The organism is Desulfosarcina ovata subsp. ovata, from assembly GCF_009689005.1.
GTDB lineage: Bacteria > Desulfobacterota > Desulfobacteria > Desulfobacterales > Desulfosarcinaceae > Desulfosarcina > Desulfosarcina ovata.
This window is the reverse complement of record NZ_AP021879.1, coordinates 3,123,629-3,148,593: the sequence shown is the minus strand read 5'-3', so window position 1 is coordinate 3,148,593 and position 24,965 is coordinate 3,123,629. Positions and strand designations below refer to the sequence as shown.

Annotated in this window: 24 protein-coding genes; 7 read left to right on the top strand and 17 right to left on the bottom strand. The window is 52.3% G+C overall.

Annotated features, from left to right (window positions below):
• Positions 1 to 107: 107 nt before the first annotated feature.
• The 17 genes from GN112_RS13955 to GN112_RS13875 form a co-directional block, all read right to left on the bottom strand.
• Complete coding sequence (locus GN112_RS13955; protein ID WP_155310778.1) at positions 108 to 575, bottom strand: hypothetical protein; 468 nt, start codon at positions 573 to 575, stop codon at positions 108 to 110.
• Positions 572 to 1,357, bottom strand: coding sequence for an ATP-binding cassette domain-containing protein (locus tag GN112_RS34855; RefSeq protein WP_155310777.1), 786 nt, complete (start codon positions 1,355 to 1,357; stop codon positions 572 to 574). The genes GN112_RS13955 and GN112_RS34855 overlap by 4 nt, the downstream gene beginning before the upstream one ends.
• A complete protein-coding gene (locus tag GN112_RS13945; protein ID WP_155310776.1) occupies positions 1,354 to 2,292 on the bottom strand; it encodes an ABC transporter ATP-binding protein in 939 nt (312 codons plus the stop codon). Before GN112_RS13945 ends, GN112_RS34855 begins: the two co-directional genes overlap by 4 nt.
• Positions 2,282 to 3,151: a nickel transporter permease gene (gene nikC / locus GN112_RS13940; RefSeq protein WP_197743327.1), complete on the bottom strand. Its 870-nt coding sequence runs from the start codon at positions 3,149 to 3,151 to the stop codon at positions 2,282 to 2,284. The genes GN112_RS13945 and nikC overlap by 11 nt, the downstream gene beginning before the upstream one ends.
• Positions 3,126 to 4,067, bottom strand: coding sequence for a nickel ABC transporter permease (nikB, locus tag GN112_RS13935; protein ID WP_155310775.1), 942 nt, complete (start codon positions 4,065 to 4,067; stop codon positions 3,126 to 3,128). The genes nikC and nikB overlap by 26 nt, the downstream gene beginning before the upstream one ends.
• Complete coding sequence (locus GN112_RS13930) at positions 4,064 to 5,611, bottom strand: ABC transporter substrate-binding protein (RefSeq protein WP_162458935.1); 1,548 nt, start codon at positions 5,609 to 5,611, stop codon at positions 4,064 to 4,066. Before GN112_RS13930 ends, nikB begins: the two co-directional genes overlap by 4 nt.
• Positions 5,612 to 5,698: 87 nt before the next feature.
• Complete coding sequence (locus tag GN112_RS13925) at positions 5,699 to 6,460, bottom strand: class I SAM-dependent methyltransferase (protein WP_155310773.1); 762 nt, start codon at positions 6,458 to 6,460, stop codon at positions 5,699 to 5,701.
• A 45-nt stretch (positions 6,461 to 6,505) separates the two neighbouring features.
• Entirely contained in the window at positions 6,506 to 7,249 is a 744-nt protein-coding gene (locus tag GN112_RS13920) for an ABC transporter ATP-binding protein (protein WP_155310772.1), read from the bottom strand.
• Complete coding sequence (locus GN112_RS13915) at positions 7,236 to 8,174, bottom strand: ABC transporter ATP-binding protein (protein WP_162458934.1); 939 nt, start codon at positions 8,172 to 8,174, stop codon at positions 7,236 to 7,238. The genes GN112_RS13920 and GN112_RS13915 overlap by 14 nt, the downstream gene beginning before the upstream one ends.
• Positions 8,161 to 8,979 (bottom strand): ABC transporter permease, encoded by an 819-nt coding sequence (locus tag GN112_RS13910; RefSeq protein WP_162458933.1) that lies wholly within the window; start codon positions 8,977 to 8,979, stop codon positions 8,161 to 8,163. The genes GN112_RS13915 and GN112_RS13910 overlap by 14 nt, the downstream gene beginning before the upstream one ends.
• A complete protein-coding gene (locus GN112_RS13905) occupies positions 8,976 to 9,926 on the bottom strand; it encodes an ABC transporter permease (RefSeq protein WP_155310769.1) in 951 nt (316 codons plus the stop codon). The genes GN112_RS13910 and GN112_RS13905 overlap by 4 nt, the downstream gene beginning before the upstream one ends.
• A 7-nt stretch (positions 9,927 to 9,933) precedes the next feature.
• Positions 9,934 to 11,463, bottom strand: a complete 1,530-nt coding sequence (locus tag GN112_RS13900; protein WP_162458932.1) for an ABC transporter substrate-binding protein — start codon at positions 11,461 to 11,463, stop codon at positions 9,934 to 9,936.
• A gap of 28 nt (positions 11,464 to 11,491) precedes the next feature.
• Positions 11,492 to 12,271 (bottom strand): class I SAM-dependent methyltransferase, encoded by a 780-nt coding sequence (locus tag GN112_RS13895; RefSeq protein WP_155310767.1) that lies wholly within the window; start codon positions 12,269 to 12,271, stop codon positions 11,492 to 11,494.
• Positions 12,272 to 12,373: 102 nt separating this feature from the next.
• Positions 12,374 to 12,817 (bottom strand): DUF4198 domain-containing protein, encoded by a 444-nt coding sequence (locus tag GN112_RS13890; RefSeq protein ID WP_155310766.1) that lies wholly within the window; start codon positions 12,815 to 12,817, stop codon positions 12,374 to 12,376.
• Between the two features lie 99 nt (positions 12,818 to 12,916).
• Complete coding sequence (locus GN112_RS13885; RefSeq protein WP_155310765.1) at positions 12,917 to 13,705, bottom strand: DUF4198 domain-containing protein; 789 nt, start codon at positions 13,703 to 13,705, stop codon at positions 12,917 to 12,919.
• A 29-nt stretch (positions 13,706 to 13,734) separates the two neighbouring features.
• The gene (locus GN112_RS34350; RefSeq protein ID WP_231716904.1) at positions 13,735 to 14,991 is read right to left on the bottom strand and encodes a hypothetical protein; all 1,257 of its coding nucleotides are present in this window, start codon (positions 14,989 to 14,991) and stop codon (positions 13,735 to 13,737) included.
• A gap of 190 nt (positions 14,992 to 15,181) precedes the next feature.
• Positions 15,182 to 17,236, bottom strand: a complete 2,055-nt coding sequence (locus tag GN112_RS13875; protein ID WP_155310764.1) for a TonB-dependent receptor — start codon at positions 17,234 to 17,236, stop codon at positions 15,182 to 15,184.
• A gap of 316 nt (positions 17,237 to 17,552) precedes the next feature.
• Between GN112_RS13875 and GN112_RS13870 the strand changes: the two genes are divergently transcribed.
• The 7 genes from GN112_RS13870 to GN112_RS13845 all read left to right on the top strand — a co-directional run bounded on the left by GN112_RS13870 (position 17,553) and on the right by GN112_RS13845 (position 24,587).
• Positions 17,553 to 17,777, top strand: coding sequence for a hypothetical protein (locus GN112_RS13870; RefSeq protein WP_155310763.1), 225 nt, complete (start codon positions 17,553 to 17,555; stop codon positions 17,775 to 17,777).
• 102 nt (positions 17,778 to 17,879) lie between these two features.
• Positions 17,880 to 18,998, top strand: a complete 1,119-nt coding sequence (locus GN112_RS13865) for an IS110 family RNA-guided transposase (protein ID WP_155309156.1) — start codon at positions 17,880 to 17,882, stop codon at positions 18,996 to 18,998.
• Positions 18,999 to 19,457: 459 nt separating this feature from the next.
• Entirely contained in the window at positions 19,458 to 20,504 is a 1,047-nt protein-coding gene (locus tag GN112_RS13860; RefSeq protein WP_155310762.1) for an ISNCY family transposase, read from the top strand.
• Positions 20,505 to 20,606: 102 nt separating this feature from the next.
• Positions 20,607 to 20,741, top strand: a complete 135-nt coding sequence (locus GN112_RS34850) for a hypothetical protein (RefSeq protein WP_269434912.1) — start codon at positions 20,607 to 20,609, stop codon at positions 20,739 to 20,741.
• A gap of 180 nt (positions 20,742 to 20,921) precedes the next feature.
• Positions 20,922 to 21,614, top strand: coding sequence for a hypothetical protein (locus GN112_RS13855; protein WP_155310761.1), 693 nt, complete (start codon positions 20,922 to 20,924; stop codon positions 21,612 to 21,614).
• Positions 21,615 to 21,649: 35 nt separating this feature from the next.
• Positions 21,650 to 23,518: a hypothetical protein gene (locus GN112_RS13850; RefSeq protein WP_155310760.1), complete on the top strand. Its 1,869-nt coding sequence runs from the start codon at positions 21,650 to 21,652 to the stop codon at positions 23,516 to 23,518.
• A gap of 25 nt (positions 23,519 to 23,543) precedes the next feature.
• Positions 23,544 to 24,587, top strand: coding sequence for an IS110 family RNA-guided transposase (locus tag GN112_RS13845; RefSeq protein WP_155310759.1), 1,044 nt, complete (start codon positions 23,544 to 23,546; stop codon positions 24,585 to 24,587).
• Positions 24,588 to 24,965: the final 378 nt, after the last annotated feature.

Below are 24,965 nucleotides of genomic sequence, written 5' to 3'. Positions count from 1 at the left end.
GTTGTGATGTCAACCCTGAAAATAGGGCGATATGGCCTGAAAGGGCTCCCTGCATGAAAACGATTACCCACGATTCCAATGGAATGGGTCGGGGCAAGGGGGAAACCCTATTTGCCGTTTCGCCGTTTGATTTTCCATCCGTAAAGCAGGCCGAACAGGCCGAAGATGATTCCGATTCCTGCAACGATGCCTTCCCGGCGGGAGACCGGGGCGGGTTTGCCCGGCTGGACAGGGGCGGTTTCCTTTTGCTCAGGGTTCAATGATTCGACCTGATGTTCCAGTGCCAGCCGATGCCCCATGCCATCGCTGACCACGATGCACCATTTCCCGGGCTGGTCGGGGACGAACATGAAAACACCGTTGCGATCGGTGCGGCCTTTCTGGAACACGACATCACCCTCCGGGGCGGATATCTCAACCGCCGCATAACTCATTGGCTCGCCGTCATCATATCCGGCGTTGACCCGGACACCGTCAGCCGATTGGGTGTACCCGATTGTTCCATGGCCCCATGCCAGGGAGGATAGCGTCAGTGAAATAGCAAGCCAACAGATCCATAAGAAAACGTTTTTCATGATTGTGTCTCCAACTTTGTGTTTGTTGACGATAAAAGAGCCTGTGTATACGGATGGGCTGGATGGTTCAGGATATCCGTCGTTTTTCCGATTTCAACCAATTTTCCGGTGAACATGACCGCCACTGCATCCGTTGTTTGACGAATGAAACGAAGACTGTGCGATATAATGAGAAAAGTGGTTTGCTGCTCTGCTTTAAGGCGATTGAAGAGCGCCATGACCTGCGCTTGTCCGATGAGATCCAGGGAGGCGATCGCTTCGTCAGCGACGATAAATTCCGGTTTGATACTGATTGCCCGTGAGATCGCGATTCTCTGCCGCTGTCCGCCGGAGAGCGCGTTGGGATAGCGACCAAGCAAGTCGGCGGGCAGGTTTACCTGTGCCATCAACGCAGCGGCGGTTTCCTGCGCCCGTCCATTTAGCTGCCTGTGTACTTTCAAGGGCTCCAGGAGAAGATCCTTTACCGTCATTCTGGGATTTAAAGCGCCATCGGCGTCTTGGAAGATAATCTGCATCCGCTTGCGAAAGGGGCGGAAATCGCCGTTCATGGCCAAGATATTTTTCCCTTTAAAATAGATTTCACCGGCCGTCGGATCGATTAATCGAAGCAGGCATCGGCCCAGAGTGGATTTGCCACTGCCGCTTTCGCCCAAAAGGCCCAGGGCCTCTCCTCTTTTGATCCGAAATGATACCCCATCCACGGCGCTTACCTTTTTGTTGCGGAACAGGCCGCCTTGGAAATCCTTTTTCAGGTTGATGACTTCAATAACAGGTTCAATCATAGATGGCACCTGACTCCATTTTTTACCTGCGGTTCCACTTCATGGCAGATGCGCATCCTGTTTTTACAGCGTGGATGAAACGGACATCCGGTCGGCAATTTTGTCAATTCGGGAGCCATGCCCCCGATGGGGGCGGATGCGTCATTTGAAAAGGCATGCATCAGCGCCTGGGTGTAAGGGTGCTGGGGCATTTTTTGAATATCTTCGATCTGACCGCTTTCCACGATTCTCCCCGCATACATGATTGAGATGTTCTCACACAGTTGGAACGCCAGCCCCAGGTCGTGGGTGATCAGCAGAAGCGCAGTGTTGAACTCAGCGACGAACGTTTTGATCAGCGATACAACATGCGACCGGGTAGTGACATCGAGCGCGGTCGTCGGTTCATCGGCGATGAGCAGTGCCGGTTTCAGGGCCATCGCCATCGCGATCATCGCGCGCTGCACCATACCACCGCTGTATTCATGCGGATATTGGTCATATCGTTTTCGAGGGTCCGGTATATTCACCTGGGTCATCAGCGTGATCGCCTTCTCACGTGCCGCGGATGATGAACACCGCTCATGGATTCTCACCGCTTCAGACAGTTGATCTCCCACCGTATAGACCGGGTTGAAACAGCTCTGGGGTTGTTCGAAAACCATGGCGATGTGATTGCCCCGAATATCACGCATTTCCTTTTCAGATAGATGAAAAAGATTCGTGCCGTTAAAGATAATTTTGCCACGGGTTATTGCATTTTTCGGAAGCAACCGCATGATGGCAAGGGCGACGATGGTTTTTCCACAGCCGGATTCTCCGGCGATACAGTGGGCTTCCCCCTTTCCTATTGTCAGGGATACATCGCGTGATGCCTGTACAACGCCGGAAGCCGTCGGCAGGCTCACATTCAAATTGTTGATATCACAAAAGATGACCATGCTATTAAGTGCCAATCTTCTGTATGCTGAGGTCAAAAAGATCGCGAAGACCGTCGCCAAGAAAATTGAAGGCCATCACGGTAACCATGATCATCAGGCCGGGGAAAATCATCAAGTGAGGATATGTTTCCATGAATGGCTTTGCCTCATTGAGCATGACGCCCCATTCCGGTGTCGGTGCTTGAATCCCCAGGCCGATGAAGCTGAGTCCGGCGGTAGAGATGATAATGGTCCCCATATTCATGGTCGCCAGTACGATAATCGGCGAAACGATATTTGGCAGCATATGGCAGCATGCAATTCGCAACTTACCGCATCCGATGGCCCTGGCGGATTCGATGAACGGCTCTTCTTTCACGGCGAGGATCGTCCCGCGAAAGAGCCTGGCGTACTTTCCCCAGCCGACCGACGATAGTGCGACAATCAAATTCATTGGTGACGCGCCCCGAATTCCAACGATGGCCAAGGACAAGATGATACCCGGAAAGGCCAGCAAGATGTCGACGAGCCGCATTAATAGTTCATCAACCAGCTTTCCGAAATAGCCGGCGGCAGTGCCCACGATCAAGCCAATCAACGTCTCAAAAAAGACAACAACTGCTGCGATCACCAACGATATTCTGGTCCCATATATGATTCGGCTCAGCATGTCCCGGCCCACCGCGTCCGTTCCCATGGGATGGTTGATGCTTGGCGGTAACAATCGCGCGCCCAGATTCAATTCCAATGGATCATAGGGAGAGAAGACTGGCGCCATAATTGCCGTCATTGAGAGAAAGAACAGTATCCCTAAGCCTACCAATGCCAATTTGTCCTGAATGAATCGATGAATCATTTCTATTAAACCGTTAACGATTGCCAAGATGCCGAACACGGGGATCGCAAAGGGCGTAAATCATGTCAACAAACAGGTTTGTGAGAACGAAAAAGAGGGCGATGAGCAGCACAAAGCCTTGAATCACCGGATAATCCTTGGCATGAATCGCTTCTATGAGAAAATGACCGATTCCAGGCCAGGCAAAAATTTCCTCCACGATCACCACACCGGAAAGTAGATGAGCAAACTGTATGCCGATAATCGTGATTACCGGAATCAAGGTATTCTTAAAGGCATGCTTGCCGATTACCATGAACTCATCGAGTCCCTTGGCCCTTGCGGTTCGGATATAGTTTTTGTTCAATACGTCCAGCATACTGGCACGCTGCAGACGCATCAGTATTGCAGCCAACCCCGTTCCAAGGGTAATGGTGGGGAGAATCAGGTGCGGCAAACCGCCATAGCCAAAGGTGGGCAGCCAACCGAGGCCGACGCCGAAAAACAGGATCAGCATCATGCCCAGCCAGAAATTTGGTATGGATACGCCTCCCAAGGCGATCAGACGACTGAGATGATCCAGTCGTGAGTTTTGTTTGACGGCAGAGACAACGCCCAGCGGCAGTCCGAGGAAGATCGCCAGTACCATGGATGCGGTGGCCAACACCAGGGTCGCGGGAAATCGCGACCAGAACTCTTCGGCCACCGGCTCCCCGGTTCTCAGGGAGGTACCCAGATCCCCCCTGGACAGTCGACACGCCCACTGCGTTAGCCGAATCAGCACTGGACTGTCCAAACCGTGCGCCTCAGTGAAAAACGTAAGTTCTTCCATACGCGGGTCATCTACCCGAACCGCTGAAAGGATCGATTCGGCGGCATTGCCCGGCGCAAGGGAGATCAGCGCGAAAGACAAGATGGCCGCACCCAGCATGACAACCATCGAAAGCAACAATCTGCGCAGGATGAATGCAATCATGGGTGGATGAAAACCCCGGTCAGGTCCATGTCGAACATGGTCGGCCCATGCCGAAAGCCCTTCACCTTTTTATTCATGACCACGGCCTTGGTCACATCGTAAAGCGGAATACATGGATTGGCATCATGAAGCAGCCGCCAGATGTCATCGCATTTGCGACGTTGCTTGACGGGGGCGGTGGTGGTAAAGGCCGCTTCGATCAGCTCGTCAAGAGCCTTTGAATGAAAGGCGTACGGCCATCCGCCGGCCGAGTAATATTTCCCTCCGATACCGATGCCTCCCGGAATCGAAGGCAGGCATCCGCTGTGGTGCAGAAACAGGTCGTACGTACCGCTCATCTGTTTGCCCGTGCCATCCATGGATGTCTCAATCCGCATCCGGATTCCCATTTTTTTCAATTGCGACTGGACCACCAGCGCAATCATGTCTCCATTGGCCTCTCCCGTGGTAACAAGAAGATTAATGTCGAAGGGCCGGCCATCCTTATCCAAGATACCGTCACCGTCGTTATCGACCCATCCGGCTTCCTGGAGCAGATGTTCGGCTGTTTCAGGATCGTAGCGGTACCCGACGTTTATATTGGACGGCCCCCAGACAAACTTGGGATCTGTTATCAGACCACATGGATCGGTGATATCACCAAAGAGCGAGCGCACCATGGTCTCCCGGTCAATAGCGCAATTCAAGGCCTTTCGTGCGCGCTGATCGTCAAAAGGCGCTTTACGGCAGTTGAATTCAAGTACCTGGTAGCGGCCATACGACTGGGTAGTGACGACCAGTTCCGGATTGGAAGAGAGTTCTCCAAGCTTCATGAAGGGGACGCTGGAGTGGTGCTCGGGAACGCCGATGATATCGAGTTCACCGGCCTTCAACGCCATGATCTGCGCATACGGTTCCGGGGTATATGTCCAGACGATCCGATCCAGAAGTGCGGGCTTGCCCCAATAGTCCGGGTTTCGGATCAGGGTGGCATCCCGGTCCTTGCGGTAATCCGCGAGCTTAAATGGCCCGGTACCGGCGTATTGGACGATCCTGCCCGCCGGGTCCCCGGACGGATCCACGGCGGTCGGACTGATGAAACTCTCCGGTTGCGCTACCCCGGCCATATCCAGCAGGAAGGTTGGAAAGCAGGTATTCAAGGACACCTTCAAAATGAATTCATCGAGCACCGTGATGTCGTCGACGTATTTGGCCCAATATGCATCGACCATTGCCCGCTGCAGATTGAATTTGGCGGACGCGGCGTTGAATGCCGCGCCGTCGTGATACCGGACACCTTTTCTCATCACAAACGTCCAGGTCTTGGCGTCCGGAGAGATCGTCCATGACTCCGCCAGTTGGGGCTGTATATGACCGACCGCATCGGGTGACGCCAGGGATTCGAATATCAGGTGCTTGCCTTCATAGACGGCCATGAAGTCCTTCTGCGCGCCCATGACCAAGGTCTGTGTGTCGTCACCGTGGCAAACACCCCAGTTGAGGATAACCATAAGGACCGCGTAGGCCATCGGGATGAAAACGGATTGTTTGGTAACACGGATCATCGGCTGCTGCCCATCCTTTCTCATTTGCTTGCCGTCATTCATCAGACCCGGATATGGGTCCATTGGCGGCGACGGATAAACGCCTTCTTAAGCTGTTTTGACACCGTTCACCACGAACTGGTATTGGCTGTGCTTGGAATAGCCGTATTTCATGTATTTCAACAAAGAATACTTCCGTGGCAATTTGACCTGGTTGACGTCGGCCTTGAACCCCGCTTTTTCGAGAATTTCGATATCGGCGGCCGGGCGTTCCCGTTGCCGCATGGGCAGGTGCGTGTCCAGATCCCGTTTCCACCGCGGATCCCTGAACTCAGTCAGAAGGATCAGAGGCATCGCCATGTAGCGCCACGCCTCCTGCAGGAGCGTTCGCTTGGATTTCCCGAAATTACCGTCGATGATGACGATCCGCCCTCCCGGCTTCAGGACATCTCGCCATGCATCCACCGCTCGCTCCGGGTTGGGGAGGGTCCAGAGCAGATGCCGACAGACGATCGCATCGAACGATTCCTTTTCAAAGGGCGGCGATTCGGCATCCCCGATCTTGAAATCCGCATTCAGAGAAGCCGTTCGCGCTTTATTATGCGCCCGCGCCAACATCTTCTCTGAAAGATCGATACCGACCACATTATGGTTCATTTCCGCCAGCAGAAGCGCCAGGGCGCCGGTACCGGTTCCCACGTCCAGCACCGTCAGGTTCGTCTTGTGGTCAAGGGCGGCGGACAATATGTTCACCCACGCTTGTTTTTCGCGTTCGGAATGGATTCCATGCCCCGGCGACAGGTCATAGGTTCGTGCCCGGATACTCCAACGCGTGGCGATGACTCCTTTCAGATCGGTTTCGTAAATCATCTACCCCTCCTCCTGTTTTGATTAAATGACATCGTTCAACAACGATTACACGGCCGACGGTTCTTCTGCCAGGGATTGAACAACGCTGTACCGCTTGGCGACAACCCCGTTCGGCAAGCCCCCACGACGCTCCATGCACAGAATCTCATCGCAAAACGCATTCGCCAGGGCCATGTCGTGGGTGATAAAAAGATAGGCCGTATCGTGCTCCCTGTGCAGGTCCCGCAAGGTATGGATAACGGCGGCCTGTACCGAGACATCCACCATCGAGGTCGCTTCGTCCAGCACCACAAGGGCGGGTTTGGTGAGGATGGCGCGGGCGATGGCCAAGCGCTGGATCTCTCCGCCGGAAAGCTGCATCGGGTGACGTTTGAGAAGTTCGGGCGGTACGCACACATGCTGCAGCGTGGCCTCAAGGTAGTCCGCTTGTTCATGGCGCGGGCAAACGGCATGAAACCGGAACACCTCCCGCAGACTGGCGCCGATGGAAAGGCGCGGGTTGAAGGCGGCATCCGGATGCTGGGGAACCATCTGCACGTTTTTGCGGAATTCCATTTTTGACGAGCGGTTCATGTGCCGGATATCCCGGCCGTGAAACAGGACCCTGCCTCGATCCGGTTGTTCAAGCCCTAGGATGATATGGCCCAGAGTGGACTTGCCGCATCCGGACGGCCCGACCAGTCCGATAATCCGCCCTTGTGTCAAGAGCAGGGAAACATCGGCCAGCACCACGTTTCTACGACGGAAACCGGTGGGGTAGGATTTGGTGATCGACTCAAGCGCGAGCATATAGCCAACACCTCACCAGGCTGTCATCGCAACCGTTGATCGGGGGATCCAATCGGCCACAACGGGCCGTCGAGAGCGGGCAGCGGGGATGGAACACGCAGCCCTGGGGCCTGACGCCGGGCCTGGGGGCTACACCGGGAATCGGAAGCAGACCCCGTTCCGGCATGGCTTGCAGCAAGGCGCGGCTGTAAGGATGCAGCGGCTGGTCGAAAAACCGGCCGGCATGGGTATGCTCCACTACCTGGCCCGCATACATCACCGCCACTTCGTCGCTGATTTTTTCGGCGAGGCGGATGTCGTGGGTAATCACCAGAACGGCCATGTCCGGGCTGCGTTCCCGCATCCGGGTGAACAGGTCGATCACCTCCTGTCGGCGGTAGGCGTCGATGCCCTTGGTGGGCTCGTCGGCGATCAACAGATCGGGGGTGACGGCAAGGCCCATGGCAACCAGGACTCGCTGGCGCATCCCTCCGGAAAGCAGGTGCGGATACGTATCCACCACCGATGGCGATAGACTGAGCCGACCCAGTAAATCACGGGTTAAGCGAGCCGATTCGTGCCGGTTCCGCCCCTGGCGATAGGCGTAGATTTCCGCGACCTGACCGCCGCAGGTCATGGTGGGGTTCAAGGAGAGCCCGGCACTCTGCGGCACGAAGGCGATGCGCCGGCCCCGCAGATCGCGCATCCGATCGGCGTGCAGATCCAGGAGGCTTACGTCGTGAAACACAATCCGGCCCGAGACCATGGCCGCGTTGGGCAGGAGACCGCAGACGGCCAGGCCCATGATGGATTTCCCTGAGCCGCTTTCGCCGATAACGGCAACGGTTCGGCCGGCCGCAATATGCAGACAGGCGCTTTCCACCGCGGTCATCACATCGGCATCTCGGAGCGCGAACCGCACGTTGAGATTCTCAATCGATAGCACGCAAGCCCTCCCCGTCATTCTGCAGCCCCTTTTCCAGGGCCCGACCGACCAGGGTGAACACCAGGATGTAGGCAAAGATGAACAGCCCGGGAAAAACCGCCGTCCAGGGCGCACGCATGATATAGGGTTGGGCTTCCATGATCATGGCGCCCCATTCCGGCGCGGGCGGCTGGAGACCGAGCCCAAGAAAACCAAGGCTCGCGATGGACAGCAGGGTATGCCCCATGTGCAAGGCCGCCAGTCCCACCACCGGCAGGATCACGTTGGGAAGCAGGTGGCGCAGGCAAATCCAGGTGAATCCCGCGCCAAGGACCTTTTCACAAAGGATGAAGTCCACGTTTTTCAGTGCCATGACCTGGGCGCGGATGATGCGGCTGTATTTTACCCAGCCCGGCAGTACTAGGGCGATGATAAGGCCTGTCGGGTTGTAGGAGAGATACAGCATCAGCACCATGGCCAGGACGATGTGCGGAAGGGATAGAACCACATCCATGACCAGGGTCAGGAGATGATCGACCCAGCCGCCGGCATAAGCGCAGACAAGGCCTAACAAGACGCCGATCAGGGCCGATGCGAACGCCACCGACAGGCTCAAACTGATGTCCCAGAAAAAGCCGTGGGCCACACGTGCCAGGATGTCCCGTCCCAGATGATCCGATCCGAAAGGGAGGTCCGGGCTGGGCGGGGACAAGCTCAACGGCAAGGTCATGGTGACGGGATCGCGGCCCAAGCCCCAAAGGATCAAGGCGCTGAAAAAGATTGCGCAAGCGATCAAAGGCCGATTTCTCATGGTGAGCACTTTCATGTCGCCCTCCGTGCTCTCGGGTCCAGCAGCCTGACGCATCCATCGGCCAAGAGGTTGGACAGGGAAAAGGCCAGGGCGATGAAAGCGACGCAGGCCTGGATCGCGGGCAGGTCCCGGGTCTGAATGCTGGTCACCAGGTAGTTGCCGATACCCGGCCAGGAAAAGACCGACTCCACCACCACCACGCCGCCCAGCACGTACCCCAACTGCAGGGCCACATAAGGCGCCACGGGCACCAAGGCATTGCGCAGGATGTGCCGCCGGAAAACCGTCGCCCCCGGCAGCCCCTTGGCCCTCGCGCTGAGGATGAATCCCTGCCGGCGCACATTGGCAATGGCGTCGTTCAGGATGGCGGTGGTGTAGCCGAACAGCGTCAGGCCCAGGGTGAGGACGGGCAGCATGAAATGGGCCGGGCTGCCGTAGCCCGAGACCGGCAGTACATCCAACTTGACGCTGAAGACAATGATCAGCACGATGGCCAAATAGAAATTGGGAACCGCGACACTGGCCGCGACCCCCATATCAATCAGTTTTTTGGCCCATGGGTTCTTCATCAGTCCGGCTACGGTTGCGCAAGCCACGGTGAGGATCAGCGAAAGCCCCATGGCCAGGAGGCTTAAGGAAACCGTCGGCCAAAGGCGCAGGCCGATATCATCGCGGATGCGCTGGCCGGTGCGGAAGGAATGTCCCAAGTCACCGCCAAGCGCGGCCCTAAACCATGCCCCGTATTGCCGGTACAGGGGCGAATCCAGCTCAAAACGTCTGACGATGGTCTGTCTTGCGTCTTCATCCGCAATGTAGTCCTCCGGACCCACAAAGACTTTTTGCAGGATCAGTTCCGCAGGGTCGCCGGGGGAAAGGCGCAGCATTACGAAGCACAAAAACGTAGCTGAAACCACGGTGAGTACTGTCAGGCCCAAACGTTTGACAAGGTATGGAACGGGCATAACGCGATTATTTCTCCAGGGTCATCTGGGTGTTGAGCATGTAGTCGTGGCACACAGGATTGAAGACAAATCCGTTGACCTTGGGGCTGGTGATGATATTGACCCCGTAATAGGAGACATGGATCAGGGGCTGGTCCTCAACGACCAGGGCCTGGATTTTTTTATAAGTCTCAAGCCGCCTGGCCGGATCCTTCTCCCGGATACCCTCGGAGAGCAGGTCCTCGACCGTTTGGTTGACATACCCCCACTGGTTGTCCGGACTGGTCCTGGCGTAAAGCCTTCTCAGGTAATAGTCCGGATCCGGTATCATGGCCGTGGCATTTGCGCCCAGGCGCGCGTCGCCGGGTTTCATTTCCATGCCTATCGCGGACCAGTTCATTACGCGCACGTCGGATTTGACGCCCACGGCCATCCACTGCTGGGCGATGGCCATGGCCATGGGCTTCTGTCCCGGGCGCTGGGGATGCGTGTAGAGCGTCAGGGCCAGAGGCCGGCCGTCTTTCCGGCGAACGCCGCGCCCCTCCGTGTCAACCCAACCGGCTTCCGTCAACAGCACGTTGGCTTTTCCTGGATCAAAAACGGAAGTATTCAGATCCTTATTGGCGAACATCATATTCTCCTCGTACGGCCCTGCAGCCGGCTTGCCCATGCCGAAGAGCACATAGCGGACGATATCCTCTCGGTTGATGGCAAGACTCAAGGCCTTGCGTACCCGGACATCGGCAAAAGGAGTGCCCGTAAGACTGCCGAAAGAGATCTGATAGACCCGCGCGGCGTTCGCGATGGTCACGCTCAGGCCTTTTTTGCGTAACAATTCCAGATCGCCGTAGGGCGCGTCCGGCACCAGGTCGATACTGCCCTTTTGAATGGCCAGGCTCCGGGTGGCCGGATCGGGAATGGCGCGGAATTCAATTCGGGCGATTTTTGGCTTTGGCCCCCAATAGGTCTCGTTACGTGTCAGCCGTACCGTCTGTTCGGCCCGTTTCCACGCCACCAGTTGATAGGGGCCGGTGCCGATAGGATGGACGATGATGCCCTGATCGTTGGTCTCGGACTCGGGATGCACAATGGCCAGATCCGCGTAAACCAGAGCGGCCGGCAGGGCCATGAAGGGTCCGTCGGTTCTGATTTGAAGGGTCTGTTCACCGGTAGCGGCAACGTTCTTGATGCGCGTGATCCCGGCGATAGCGGGATTGATGGCAAGGGCGCGGGTGATGGAATCCGCCGCCGTCCGGGCGGTCAAGGCCGCGCCGTTGTGAAAAAAGACACCCTTTCTCAGCCTGAATTCCCAGACCGTGTCGGAAACCATTGTCCATGATTCGGCCAGGCCCGGGATTAGGGTAAAATCGGGGGCAGGTTCGACAAGGGTTTCGGCGATCAGGGCCTTCTCCTTGACAAAGGTGCCGCCCTGGGCCGGATCGAGACTGTCGATCTCGAACATTTCACCCACCCTGAGGGTTTCGGCGGCAATCGGCGGAGCGTATACGGCGCCCAGCACTGTGATCACAAGCAAGAGTGTAATGAAGCGTTGATGCATGGTTATTTTTTCCATCTTTGGATATGGTTTATGCTGTTTTTCGACCACTGATCAGATAACGCCGGTTTTTCGCATGGGCAATGCGGTATTCCATGGTGCCGAAGCGGCGCTCGTGATCTAGGATGGCGGCCATGTCATTGCGTCGGATGTCCGTGAATCCCGCCGCCTCCAAAAAGGCCTCAATTGTTTCCGGCTCGGCACCACCGAAAAAGGGCAGGTCGCCTTTTTTTCTCATGTACTCCTTTTTCCAGGCTGAATGACGCTTGAAATTTTTTAGGCGTCTGATCAAGTGCGCCACAAAAGAACGCACAAGTCCGGGGAAATCCCTGGGTGTCCATACCCCGTCGATGACCACCACCCGGCCTCCGGGGGCAAGCAGGTCTTTCCAGGCGCGGAGCGCCCGGCCGGGGTACGGCAATGTCCACATCACATGGCGCGAGATAACGGCTTCAAATGTCCCCGGGGGAAAATCGGGTGCCTCCGCGTCCCCTTTCAACAAGTTGACCTTAAGGCCGGCGGCCTCGGCCTTGCGTCGGCCTTCGGAGCGCATGGCCTCGGAAAAATCAATGCCCGTGACGTCCAATCCGATTTCCGCTGCGAGAAGCGACAGAAAACCGGTGCCGCAGCCGACATCCAGAATTTTGGCACCAGCACCAGCGGGCAGGTATCGGGCAAGGAGGTCAAGCCACAATTCTTTTTCACCGGCCGAGTGGATACCGTGGCCGAATTGATTGTCGTATCCATTCGCCGACCGGTCCCAGTAGTTTTGGATCCGCACCTTCATATCAACCGCAGCAAATTGTTCCATTTAGATTTCCTTTCGACCAGGCCATGAAATCGGCCGGTCGTTTTGAACAAGGCGCCCAGCCAAACCCGCTTATCCTCGCTCCACCGTTCATCGATTCCATGGTCAATGAACGTTCATCACCGTCAAGACCGACGTGATCACTTTCTCATCATACTGGTCGTCAACGCCTTTGGCCGGATCGGCGTGCCTGACCTTGAACATCCAGTTTCCCGGCTGATCAAGTGGAACGATCGCCGTCCCATCGGCGCCCAGGACGGTTTCAAGCCCCTGGCCGTTGTCGCCGCTGACCGCCACGGTCAATGCGCCGCCGGCCAGAACCGCACCGTCATAGAGCACTTTCAAGGTGATGGCCTCGTCCACATGGTAATGGCCATCGCCCATGGCGATGATTTCAAGTTCCTGCCCAATTGCCTGGCTGGATGCTTCGACCCCATGCCCGGGAACGATGGTTTTGGCGTATTGGTAGTAATAGCCGCTGCGTTTGACGTTCTCGTAATCCTTTTTCTCCTTATGGATGAGCGTTGCGGCTCGTTGGATAAAACACACCTACCACCGAATGTTCAGCGCCTTTTGAAACGTAGTGGTGCCTGTTCCTGCGATCACTCCAGCTTAATGCCGGAATGATCGAAGGAACGCGATGGGTTTTTATTTTACTTCAAAGGTCAGTGATGCGGCCCATCTCTGTTGGTCACACTTTGCCGCATCCGGATAGCTATCCTCGGCCTTGACGATCAGTAACCAGACGCCGTCATGAATCATTTTAACCTCGGCGACGCCGTCCTTGTCGGTGCGGGTGGCATAAGCGAAGGTGTTGGCGGCCTCGGTGAATCGGGCGTAGGTGCCGAACACGATGGTCCGGGCCGGCTTCCCTTCCAACAGGACCTTGACGGGCAGGACATCACCGGTTTTCAACAGCGACGGGTCCTTCATGGGGATAATTTCCATGGCATGTCCCAACGGTTTCGAATAGGCGTCACCACCGGGTTTGCCCACTGAAAAGACCGCCTTGGCGAATTTCTGCGAGTAGCTGCAGGCGATAGGATCTTTGACTTCCTGGCGGCTCTTTCCCCGCTGATATCCATCGGGGGTCTTGGTGGAAAATCCGTTGACCGGAAGGGCCACGGCAACATAGGTTCCTGTTTTTTTAAAAGGTGTTTGGGAACCGTAGACGCCTTTTCCACTGTCCGCTGCGACCGCTTGCCGGCCTTCGGGAGAGACAAACAGGAAGCGTTCCATGCGTTCGGGGGATATGGCATCTGCTGCCGGGGCCGGGAAGTGATGGCTGCTGAAAACCGTTCCCTTAATGGTTTTATTTTGGTCGATCTGGTAGTTGTCCATGGTGATCCACAGATCGTGTGCCAGGACCGGAGTGGCGAAAAGGATTGAGGACATGAACAGGGCGATCAGAAAAAGGGTTCGTTGGGTTCTGTTCATTGGTGATTCCTTTCTTTAATTTTTTCTGATTATATCGGATTTTGGGGAGGTCTCCGGTACCCACCCAAAGAAGCCGAAACGTACAAGTTTTGCAACCAGTTGTTGTGATATCTGAATTGGTTTAGCTGTTCCGCCGGACTTTTAAATCCATTGTGCAACTTAACCGTTCGAGGATTGTATGGTGAAAAATTATTGATGAGCGTCCATCCTCGAATACTCAACTGCGCTGCATCCATCGATCCATGAAAATATTGGGTACTGTACAGGTGGCGATCCATTCTTTGCATCAACCGGTCAACCATGTTACTGGTTCGGTGTGCTTTAGGATGATCGTAGGCAACACGATAGGCGGCAATGTTTTTCCGTAACTTCGTTATGGGATCTATGATAACGGATGGCACAGCATTCTTTTCGCACCATTCGTACAACCTTCTTATTCTTTGGGAAAACGATGCCTTACTTTCAGCGCGATAACACTCCCATAGCTTTGATGCGGCGTTTTCAAAAATATCTCGGTATTTCTTTTTGGCACGGTCACGAATTTTGATAAACACATGAAGAAAACAGCAAATGATAACTACTGCCGGGAAGAGGAATTGCCACGCATTTCGGGTGGCTTTCCAGCCGTCCATATTCACGGTTTCCGGTGAATATTCCGGCTTTATACACTGGGCCTCTTGTTTGTACACTTGATACGCATCTGTTAACGCTTGTTCTCCGGCGTCTTTGGCAACGGCTGCACCGAGAATACAGCCATCACCAACTGTCGTGGCCACATACGTTTTTTCACCTAAAATTCGAGTATGCTTTTCATCAGCGGCAAGATGTTCGGGAACATCTTGAGGATTTCGGACAGTTGTTCCGACAATGCTGTTTCGCCCGATAGATTGTTCGATTCGATACCAATACATGGGATCTTTTCCGAAAACACGACTTATGGCCCAAAATGGTATGTCGAACTTTCTAAAAAACATTGCATCTTCGATTTCGTCAACAAATCCAACGAGGTATGGCAGTACAAATGAAGGACGAATGGTGTAAGCAACACCGGATATTTTAATTCGACGGATCCATATGGATTGTTTTTTTGAGTAATAAAGATCCTTCATCCGATATCCATTTTCGATTTCAGCCGGGAATAATTCCGGAAACAGTTCGATCCTTTTGTTTACGGAAGTTCTGAAATCAACCGGGTTGAGTATGTTGCATTCATAATTGCCTTGAGAAAAGGGCAAACATATGATTCTGTTGTTTCGGTTAGCGGATCTTGTATCTGCTATTCCCATATAGTTAGAGACCTCCTTTGGCGGGATGTGTCTCTAACTATATAAAATTATTAGTAAAAAGTCTAGACTCAAATCTTCAATAATATCAACATGTTGTGTTTTTGTCGGGGGATAGGCCACTGTATGTTCGGCTTATTGGAATCAAACTCCCCAAAATCCGTTATAATCAGAATTTTTTAAGGTGAGGAAATTAAAAATCGACGGTAAAGGAGAGATAGGCACTCAGTGGCAAGCCTGGAGAATAAGATGTTGATCCGCTCCAATAAGACTCGCACGCCGGATATTTCTCGTCAAAAACGTTCAGGACCTCTAAGGCAATGGTGTATCTGGGATCATTGCCGAAGCGATAGAAGATATTCGCATCGATTTTGTCCCACGATTCGCCCTTGAGGGTGTTGGCGTCGTCGAGCATCCCACCGTCTTGATAATGGTACCTGAGTCTTCCACCAAAGCCTGTTACCGGATTGTAGCCTATTTCGATGTTAACGATATCAGTTGGCACCCCTGAAAGATCGTTGCCGTCATAAGACACGCCCCCTGATGAGTAGTCTTCATAGGTGGCGTCGATATAGCTGTAGTCGCAGTGCAGGTAGCCGAAATCGAAAGCATAGAAATCAAGCGTCAATTCAATTCCGTCGCGTCTGGTTTCACCCTTATTTTCATATTCGCTGGTAACCGGGTCCTGAATAAAGTCATCGGTCGTATCCAGGCGAAAACCGATCAACTGACCGTTAAACCAGTCCACCGGTCTTACCCGCATGCCGATTTCATATTGCGTCCTGATTTGCGGATCCCAGCTGTCCTGGGTGTACTGCGCCTGCTCTGCGAAACCGGACATCATGGCAAACCCGCGGGAATAATTGCCGAACAGTTCCAGGCGATCATCCAGCAGGGTAATCAGCAGGCCTCCCTTGGGGCTGAATATATCGGTGTCATCCATGGAAGACTCCTGGTCGTCCAACAGGTGATCGGTCAAATCCCCGGTGAAGTGATCGTAGCGGCCCCCGATGATAATCTTGAGTGGATCGATGACCTGGTAGTTGATATCGGTATAGATTCCGATCGACTCGAAGTCGATATGGTAGTCGATGTATTTCTCGCCTTTTTCACGGCCGTTGCCCGCCGTTAGCCGCCATCTGTTGCGGTCGATGTCCTCCATCATATAGTCGGCGCCGGCCGTAAAGCTCATCTGCCGGCCCAATAGATCGCCAAGAAAATTGTAACTGACGTTGGAGCCATAGGCCAGCCGGTCAAAATCGCGCACATTGCCGATGTTGGTCCCCACCTCCACGCCTTCGTCCCTGCCGGCGTAGTACCTCACGAAATTCTGGTCATAGCTCCAGAGCTGGAAGAGAAGTTTCGAGTCGCTGGAGAGCATATAGTCGACGTCAATTTTGCCGGATTTGTAGTCCTTGCTTCCGCCATTGGCGTCGTTGACGGATTTTTCGGGGTCGTCTTCATACTCTTCTTCGTTGAGCCACCCGGGGGCGTCCCAGTCTGAATTGAATCCGCGCAAACTCAGGCGGATATTCAGATCGTCGGTCAGATGGTGGGTAATCCGGGCGGCGCCGTTCAGCTTATCCCAATCCGAATTGTCCTGGTAGCCATCGGTGTGGTAGGTCATAAACGAATAGACATGGTCCGTCTTCCCATCTTTGCTGGTAAACCCGCCCACATAATTGCCTTCATACGTGTCGTAGGCGCCATACTGCAACTTGACGTGTTGATGGTCCACCTTGTTTTTTGTGTGAAAATGGACAACACCTGCCGACGCATAATTTCCGTAAAGGGGCGAAATCGGACCCTTGATCACTTCCACCCGTTCCAGTTCTTCCGGGTTGACGATATTGGTGTCTGCATACCCGTCTCCCTCGTTAAGCGGGATACCGTCAATGTAAAATGCGGCATCGGAACCGTGCGAAACGGAGGTAAATCCCCTCATTTGAAGACTGGACGCCGTCCCTCCCTGCTTGTACTGGTTTATCGATACGCCGGGAACCAGGCCAATGATTTCCACGGGATTATCATACACACGGTTGGTAATTTCCTCACTGGTCAATACTTCCGATGAGGACGCATCCAGGTTTTTCTGGCTCAGGTCACCGCGCACCACAACATCTTCAAGTTTGTACGGTTGTTCCGAAGTTTCATCACTGGCTTCTTGAGAAAATGAAGGTTCAACAGCAATAATCGGTACAACCAGAAACAGAACGAACACGCACCATGTAATTATTAATCTTTTCATCTTTCCTCTACGCTCCTTCTCCTTGATATCGCTCAATGGCAGATCATGGGCACACCCCAGGTGCTGGGCTCAGACGGGAATCCAAACCGATTGCTTGGCTGGGATGGGTTAATGGTGGGCCCTATAGACAGACCGGGATAGACCAGCAATTGTAATTTTGAAATGGCTCTCTTTGCTACCCAAACGGAAGTTTTTTTCAATCAAAGTTCGATGCATTTATTTTCTGTATTATTTCAAAATGTTCTGGACACAGAAGCTTGTAATGGATATAAGAGGGTGAATACTCATCCACTTTTACCAAAAGCGAGCCAGGGCCATGCGATTGCCAGAACAAGAAGAAAACCGCATCCTACTTGAAAGGAAACATGCAGAATTCACATTTGACAAAGTGATCCAATTTTTTCGCCAAACTATTTCTGCATTTCCTGACCGGCGCATCGGAACTAATACCAGCTACAGCATAGAAGACGCAGCCCTGGGAGCTTTTTCTGTTTTCTTTACCCAAAGCCCATCCTTTTTAGACAATATGGTTGAACGTTAACCAAGACGGCAATAAAAAGGCCTGCCAAACCTTGAAAACGTGGGTTATAGTGAGCGGTCCGTAAAAAACCTAACTACAGAGCCAAAATCAAGGAGGCAGGCCATGAACAAGATAGTAAAGTATGTTGGTTTAGATGTCCACAAAGATTCGATTACCATTGCTATCGCCGATGAAGGACGTGACGGAAACGTTCGAGTGTATGGAAAAATCAGCAACGACCTGGGGCAGATTGATAACGTCATGCGAAAACTGATTTCACAAAACGCCGAATTGCATTGTGTTTACGAAGCAGGTCCGTGCGGATATCCGATCTATAGGCATTTAACAAGCAAGGGGATCGATTGCGTTGTCGTTGCTCCAGCGTTGATCCCCAAAAAAACAGGTGATCGGGTTAAGAATGATCGCCGTGATGCAACCCACCTGGCGACGCTCCACCGTTCCGGAGAACTGACGCCGGTGTATGTCCCCGATCAGGCCGATGAAGCGCTTCGTGACCTGGTACGTGCACGAAAAGACATCCAAATATCGCTCCGCAAAGTCAAACAACAGATCAATGCCTTTTTATTGCGACAAGGAATCAGTTATCCAGGTAAAAGCAAATGGGGTAAAGCTCATTTAAATTGGCTGGCGGAGCTGAAAATGCAGCATCCTGCCCAGCATATTGCCCTTACCGAATACCTGGACGCCATGGAAGACCATGAGGCCCGCGTTAAGCGCATCGAAAAAGCGATTGAGCAATGTTGCCAAACCAGTCGACTGCTTCCGGTTATCGAGGCTCTGCAAGCGCTCAGGGGGATTTCTTTGCTCAGCGCGGTGACCGTCGTCGCTGAACTGGGGGATCTGAGCCGTTTCGATACGCCGGCACAGCTGATGGCCTATTTGGGTCTGATCCCATCGGAGCATTCAAGCGGTGGCACCATCAAAAAAGGCCCCATTACCAAAACCGGCAATACCCATGCCCGCAGGACGTTGATCGAATCGGCTCAGGCCTATCGTATGCCGGCCCGGAAAAGTAAGGCGATCCGTAAACGCCAGGAAGGCTTGCCGGACGATGTTTTGGATATTGCCTGGAATGCACAGCTACGACTATGCCACCGCTACCGCAGGTTGATTGCAAAGGGCAAAAACCATAACGTGGTCATCACCGCGATTGCACGCGAGTTGGCCGGTTTCATCTGGGCCATTGCCCGGGCTGTTCCAATCGTGGCCGCTGAAAGATGATTTGTTATAGCGTGGAAACCCAGGCCTATCAAGGCCAAGCCCTAAAGGGTGCTCCCTAAGGTCGCAGCCTTGACAGCCCTGACTTTCCACGCTGGGTGGGAATTAGCGACGGCGAGAGAAGCGCGACTGTTGCTCCGGCTCAAGAAGCTGGATAAGTACTTCTCTATAATCGATGATGCAAATAGAAAAAGAACTTATTGATTTTAAAAATGCTCAAGAAAGGATCGGCTTTATCAAAGAACAAATATAGCCATCGAGCTTTTGGATAGGGGCGCGGTCGCGGTTTGGAGAACCCTCGAAAAAGCTATCGGAATAGGCCTTCAGGCCGAAACTCCCGTCTTTAGACCGAGGCAGCTCCACGACGAAGCCTAGTCATGCGGTATCCAATCCGCGAATATCAGAGTGCTCTACCGTCGTTATTGCAGACCCCGCCTCTATCCAAACGCTCGATGAAAATTATTGGCCCAAGTTTTTTGGGTATGGATAGGTTTTTCTCTTGACAAGTGTTCAACCATATCAGCTTTTCAATCCGCTATGCAGCAAACAAAAGGCAAAAACAATGCGCAATCACTTTTCGGCCTCACTCAAATTCCCTGTACCAACCACATCAAAAGTTTAATGGACGAGGTCCATCCCTCTTATGTCACGCCCGTGTTCAAATATCTTTTCGACGGATTGGAAAAATCCGGTCATCTGGACGGGTTTCGCTCATACGACAACAATTTATTGGTTGCCTTTGACGGAACGCAGTATTTTGCTTCAAATACAATTCATTGTGATAATTGTAGTCGCAAGCACCATAAAAATGGAACCGTAACCTATTCGCATTCAGTCGTGACCCCGGTGATTGTGGCACCGGAAAACAATAAGGTGATTGCTTTGCAACCGGAATTTATTACCCCCCAGGATGGCCATGATAAACAAGATTGCGAAAACGCGGCAGCAAAACGCTGGATCGATCAATATGCGGCGGAGTATCAACCTTTTGGCATCACTGTATTGGGCGATGATCTATACTGTAAACAACCGATTTGCAAAAAACTATTAGATCAAGAACTTGATTTCATTTTGGTCTGTAAACCCGATTCTCATAAAACCCTTTACCAGTGGCTGGATGAATTGGACGCCATGCAGACCATCGAAACCGTGGTGGAGAAGCGCTGGACCGGCAAAACCCATGAAATCGATACGTATCGCTTTGCCAACAAACTGCCGCTACGTGATAGTGAAAACGCCATTGATGTTAATTGGTGCGAACTGACAACAACCCTGCCCGATGGAAAAATCGTGTACAAAAACGCATTTGCAACCAATTTTGAAGTTTCAAAGAGCAACGTCAAGCAAATTGTCAAAGATGGCCGAGCACGCTGGAAAGTCGAGAACGAAAATAATAATGTTTTGAAAAACAGAGGCTATAATATTGAACACAACTTCGGTCACGGGAACAAGCACCTTTCATCATTATTGCTGACCTTCAACTTGTTAGACAATATGGTTGAACGTTAACCAAGACGGCAATAAAAAGGCCTGCCAAACCTTGAAAACGTGGGTTATAGTGAGCGGTCCGTAAAAAACCTAACTACAGAGCCAAAATCAAGGAGGCAGGCCATGAACAAGATAGTAAAGTATGTTGGTTTAGATGTCCACAAAGATTCGATTACCATTGCTATCGCCGATGAAGGACGTGACGGAAACGTTCGAGTCTACAGGGTCAGAATGCAGTTGGGTTTTTTAACCCACTGAAATGTAAGCAAATATATCGTTATATTCATTCATAATTGTATCGCTGTTCGATGATTATGACGGCACTAAAAAATGTAACCATTTGATATTATTAAACCCGAGGATTGACATGGGAGGGCTAAATTGATACGATTGTTTGAATAATTTACATTCAAACAAATAATTGTATCATGAGGCCATATGCTCTCACCTGAAGAATCCAAGACAGTACTTTGGAACTTTTTCAATAAGAAGTATATCGCAGATATTGGCCAGTTATATCATTTACTTCAAACGACGTCGCGAATGAGTGTTTTTCGAAGACTCAAACGCATGGGATATTTAACGAGTTTTACGGATGCCGGTCGTTATTATACGCTTCAGGATGTACCGATTTTTGATGAGTGGGGATTGTGGTTTCATAAGGGGATTGGTTTTTCACAATATGGCACGCTGAAAAACACCATCATCAAAATCGTCCATTCTTCAGATGCCGGCATGATGCCCAAAGAAATGCTGAATTTGTTGAAAATAAGAATTCCCAACACGTTGCATAATGCACTGCATGGGCTGGTTAAAAACAATCAGATCGGTCGCCGTCGGCTGGAACGTTTCTTTCTATATACAGATGCAAATCCTGAAAAAGCACAACTGCAGTTAAATACGCGCCGTTTTCTTTTGCAAAAGACAGCACCGGTTGTTGAACCACCATCAGCAGAATTAACCATCGCCGTGCTGATTGAAGCGTTTAAAACCGTAAAGATCAGGGTGTCTCCAACGTTGGTTGCTGAGCGCCTGGACGTACGAGGGATGTCGGTTACAGTCGAGCAAGTCAAACAGATTTTTACTCGACACGGGATCCCGACAGAAAAAAAAACGGCAAGCCTCCCTTAAACGTCCTGAGCGATTTGAGAGATGAGGCGCGTCGTTTGAATGACCGTTGTTGTAAACAGGCTTTCGGACTGACCGATGTTGTTGTTTCGGCCAAAGAGGAGCGTGGACGCTGTGAAATCTGTCATGGCCCAATGAAAGTTCAGAAAACATACCGCCATGAAGGCAGGACCCTTCGACATGGAGTATTCGAAGTATGTGAAACAGTGTATGTTTGTGCCGGCCGATGCCATCATCCCGTCGGCACCTTGGTGACCCAAAGATCTTTATCCGTGTCGCAAACTATTATGCCAAACTGCAATGCCGGCTATGATTTGATGGTTTTTGTCGGACGCCAGCGGTTGCTTGAACATCGGCAGCGAGAAGAGATCATGGCAGCGCTCAATGACGACTATGGCATTCGTATCTCAGCTGGTGAAGTCAGTGACTTGGCCATGCGGTTTTCACAATATTTTCTACGGCTTCATTATGCAAAAGCCGACCGCATAAGAAAAATATTGGAAAATGACGGTGGATGGCCGATGCACATCGATGCAAGCGGAGAAAACGGCCGAGGCACGCTTTTTGTTGTGATGGCCGGTTGGCGAAAATGGGTGCTTGGCGCATGGAAGATAGCCACTGAGAAAGCTGAACTTATTTTGCCATGTCTGCGCGACACCGTTGAAAGATTCGGCCCGCCTTGTGCGGGGATGCGAGATTTAGGGCGAGCGGTCACACCGGCGCTGAACGATTTGGTTTCCGAATTGGGATTGGAGATCCCTGTTTTGGCCTGCCATCAGCATTTTCTGGCGGATATCGGCAAAGATCTTTTAAATTCTGACCATTGTGCCCTTCGCGACCTTTTTCGCAGAACCAAGGTTCAGGCCGACATTAAGCGCCTGATTCGCGAGTTCGGCGGAAAGATTGGTTTACAGATCGATGATGCTCGGCAAACGGTTATTGCATGGCAAGAGATGGAAGACCATACATATCAATTGCCGCCGGGAAAAAATGGGATAGCGGTTGTCCGTGCGCTAAGCCAATGGGTGATCGACTATCATGCCGACGCCTCCGGGCTGGATTTTCCATTTGACCGACCCTATTTCGATTTTTTTAACCGCTGCATGATCGGATCAAAAGCGATTGATGCGTTTCTTCGTATCCCATCCGATGATCGAAAAGTAACGGGTGCACTCAAACGGCTTGGCCGGATTTTGACCAAAGTTGCATGTGAAGTTCCTTTTCGTCACATCATCAAGCGTCTTCAACGCCGTGCTGAGCTATTCGATGAATTGCGGGATCAACTGCGGACCGCGAAAAAACTGCCCGAAAATGAAACAGTGGCAGACATTGATTTGATGCGGAAACGATTTTACGATTGGACGGCATCGCTCAAAGAACGTCGTCCCAAAAGAGGCCCGGCCCAAGATATGCGTGATGCCATTGATATCATCTTGAAACATATCGATGTTCATGGCGAACACCTTTGGGGCCACGTTATTACGTTACCGGAGAACGCCCCTTCTCGAATGCGACTTGTGAGTCGTACAAACGAAATTATAGAAAATTTTTTCGGCACCATAAAACATGGCGAACGACGCAGGAGTGGGCGGAAAAACCTCACACATGATTTTGAACGATTACCGGCTGAGGCAGCGCTGGTGTATAATCTGAACCAACCCGATTATGTCAGTGCCGTTTGCGGATCCATTGATCGTCTTCCTCTTGCTTTTGCACAACTCGATAAAGAAGAAGCGCGGAGAAAAGAAAAAGGGTTACCGTCCCAAAAGATGTCAAATCTGGATAAAATACTTCAACTTTCCACTTCATCTTTATCTTCCGCTGATCGCCATGTTGTAAGAACGGAAAATATGAATCAACGCATCATCAAGGCAGCCAGAAGCCGCGCTCCGCACGTCGCGTGTTGAAAATAATGGAAAATCCAACCGCAAAATGACGCTTAAGGTTCGAGTGTATGGAAAAATCAGCAACGACCTGGGGCAGATTGATAACGTCATGCGAAAACTGATTTCACAAAACGCCGAATTGCATTGTGTTTACGAAGCAGGTCCGTGCGGATATCCGATCTATAGGCATTTAACAAGCAAGGGGATCGATTGCGTTGTCGTTGCTCCAGCGTTGATCCCCAAAAAAACAGGTGATCGGGTTAAGAATGATCGCCGTGATGCAACCCACCTGGCGACGCTCCACCGTTCCGGAGAACTGACGCCGGTGTATGTCCCCGATCAGGCCGATGAAGCGCTTCGTGACCTGGTACGTGCACGAAAAGACATCCAAATATCGCTCCGCAAAGTCAAACAACAGATCAATGCCTTTTTATTGCGACAAGGAATCAGTTATCCAGGTAAAAGCAAATGGGGTAAAGCTCATTTAAATTGGCTGGCGGAGCTGAAAATGCAGCATCCTGCCCAGCATATTGCCCTTACCGAATACCTGGACGCCATGGAAGACCATGAGGCCCGCGTTAAGCGCATCGAAAAAGCGATTGAGCAATGTTGCCAAACCAGTCGACTGCTTCCGGTTATCGAGGCTCTGCAAGCGCTCAGGGGGATTTCTTTGCTCAGCGCGGTGACCGTCGTCGCTGAACTGGGGGATCTGAGCCGTTTCGATACGCCGGCACAGCTGATGGCCTATTTGGGTCTGATCCCATCGGAGCATTCAAGCGGTGGCACCATCAAAAAAGGCCCCATTACCAAAACCGGCAATACCCATGCCCGCAGGACGTTGATCGAATCGGCTCAGGCCTATCGTATGCCGGCCCGGAAAAGTAAGGCGATCCGTAAACGCCAGGAAGGCTTGCCGGACGATGTTTTGGATATTGCCTGGAATGCACAGCTACGACTATGCCACCGCTACCGCAGGTTGATTGCAAAGGGCAAAAACCATAACGTGGTCATCACCGCGATTGCACGCGAGTTGGCCGGTTTCATCTGGGCCATTGCCCGGGCTGTTCCAATCGTGGCCGCTGAAAGATGATTTGTTATAGCGTGGAAACCCAGGCCTATCAAGGCCAAGCCCTAAAGGGTGCTCCCTAAGGTCGCAGCCTTGACAGCCCTGACTTTCCACGCTGGGTGGGAATTAGCGACGGCGAGAGAAGCGCGACTGTTGCTCCGGCTCAAGAAGCTGGATAAGTACTTCTCTATAATCGATGATGCAAATAGAAAAAGAACTTATTGATTTTAAAAATGCTCAAGAAAGGATCGGCTTTATCAAAGAACAAATATAGCCATCGAGCTTTTGGATAGGGGCGCGGTCGCGGTTTGGAGAACCCTCGAAAAAGCTATCGGAATAGGCCTTCAGGCCGAAACTCCCGTCTTTAGACCGAGGCAGCTCCACGACGAAGCCTAGTCATGC

Excerpts from the sequence above, each read along its gene's own strand:
- GN112_RS13955 (WP_155310778.1), bottom strand. The coding sequence starts at position 575 with ATGAAAAACGTTTTCTTATGGATCTGTTGGCTTGCTATTTCACTGACG.
- GN112_RS34855 (WP_155310777.1), bottom strand. The coding sequence starts at position 1,357 with ATGATTGAACCTGTTATTGAAGTCATCAACCTGAAAAAGGATTTCCAA.
- nikB (WP_155310775.1), bottom strand. The coding sequence starts at position 4,067 with ATGATTGCATTCATCCTGCGCAGATTGTTGCTTTCGATGGTTGTCATG.
- GN112_RS13930 (WP_162458935.1), bottom strand. The coding sequence starts at position 5,611 with ATGATCCGTGTTACCAAACAATCCGTTTTCATCCCGATGGCCTACGCG.
- GN112_RS13925 (WP_155310773.1), bottom strand. The coding sequence starts at position 6,460 with ATGATTTACGAAACCGATCTGAAAGGAGTCATCGCCACGCGTTGGAGT.
- GN112_RS13920 (WP_155310772.1), bottom strand. The coding sequence starts at position 7,249 with ATGCTCGCGCTTGAGTCGATCACCAAATCCTACCCCACCGGTTTCCGT.
- GN112_RS13910 (WP_162458933.1), bottom strand. The coding sequence starts at position 8,979 with ATGAAAGTGCTCACCATGAGAAATCGGCCTTTGATCGCTTGCGCAATC.
- GN112_RS13905 (WP_155310769.1), bottom strand. The coding sequence starts at position 9,926 with ATGCCCGTTCCATACCTTGTCAAACGTTTGGGCCTGACAGTACTCACC.
- GN112_RS13900 (WP_162458932.1), bottom strand. The coding sequence starts at position 11,463 with ATGCATCAACGCTTCATTACACTCTTGCTTGTGATCACAGTGCTGGGC.
- GN112_RS13895 (WP_155310767.1), bottom strand. The coding sequence starts at position 12,271 with ATGGAACAATTTGCTGCGGTTGATATGAAGGTGCGGATCCAAAACTAC.
- GN112_RS13885 (WP_155310765.1), bottom strand. The coding sequence starts at position 13,705 with ATGAACAGAACCCAACGAACCCTTTTTCTGATCGCCCTGTTCATGTCC.
- GN112_RS34350 (WP_231716904.1), bottom strand. The coding sequence starts at position 14,991 with ATGGGAATAGCAGATACAAGATCCGCTAACCGAAACAACAGAATCATA.
- GN112_RS13875 (WP_155310764.1), bottom strand. The coding sequence starts at position 17,236 with ATGAAAAGATTAATAATTACATGGTGCGTGTTCGTTCTGTTTCTGGTT.
- GN112_RS13870 (WP_155310763.1), top strand. The coding sequence starts at position 17,553 with ATGCGATTGCCAGAACAAGAAGAAAACCGCATCCTACTTGAAAGGAAA.
- GN112_RS13865 (WP_155309156.1), top strand. The coding sequence starts at position 17,880 with ATGAACAAGATAGTAAAGTATGTTGGTTTAGATGTCCACAAAGATTCG.
- GN112_RS34850 (WP_269434912.1), top strand. The coding sequence starts at position 20,607 with ATGAACAAGATAGTAAAGTATGTTGGTTTAGATGTCCACAAAGATTCG.
- GN112_RS13855 (WP_155310761.1), top strand. The coding sequence starts at position 20,922 with ATGCTCTCACCTGAAGAATCCAAGACAGTACTTTGGAACTTTTTCAAT.
- GN112_RS13845 (WP_155310759.1), top strand. The coding sequence starts at position 23,544 with ATGACGCTTAAGGTTCGAGTGTATGGAAAAATCAGCAACGACCTGGGG.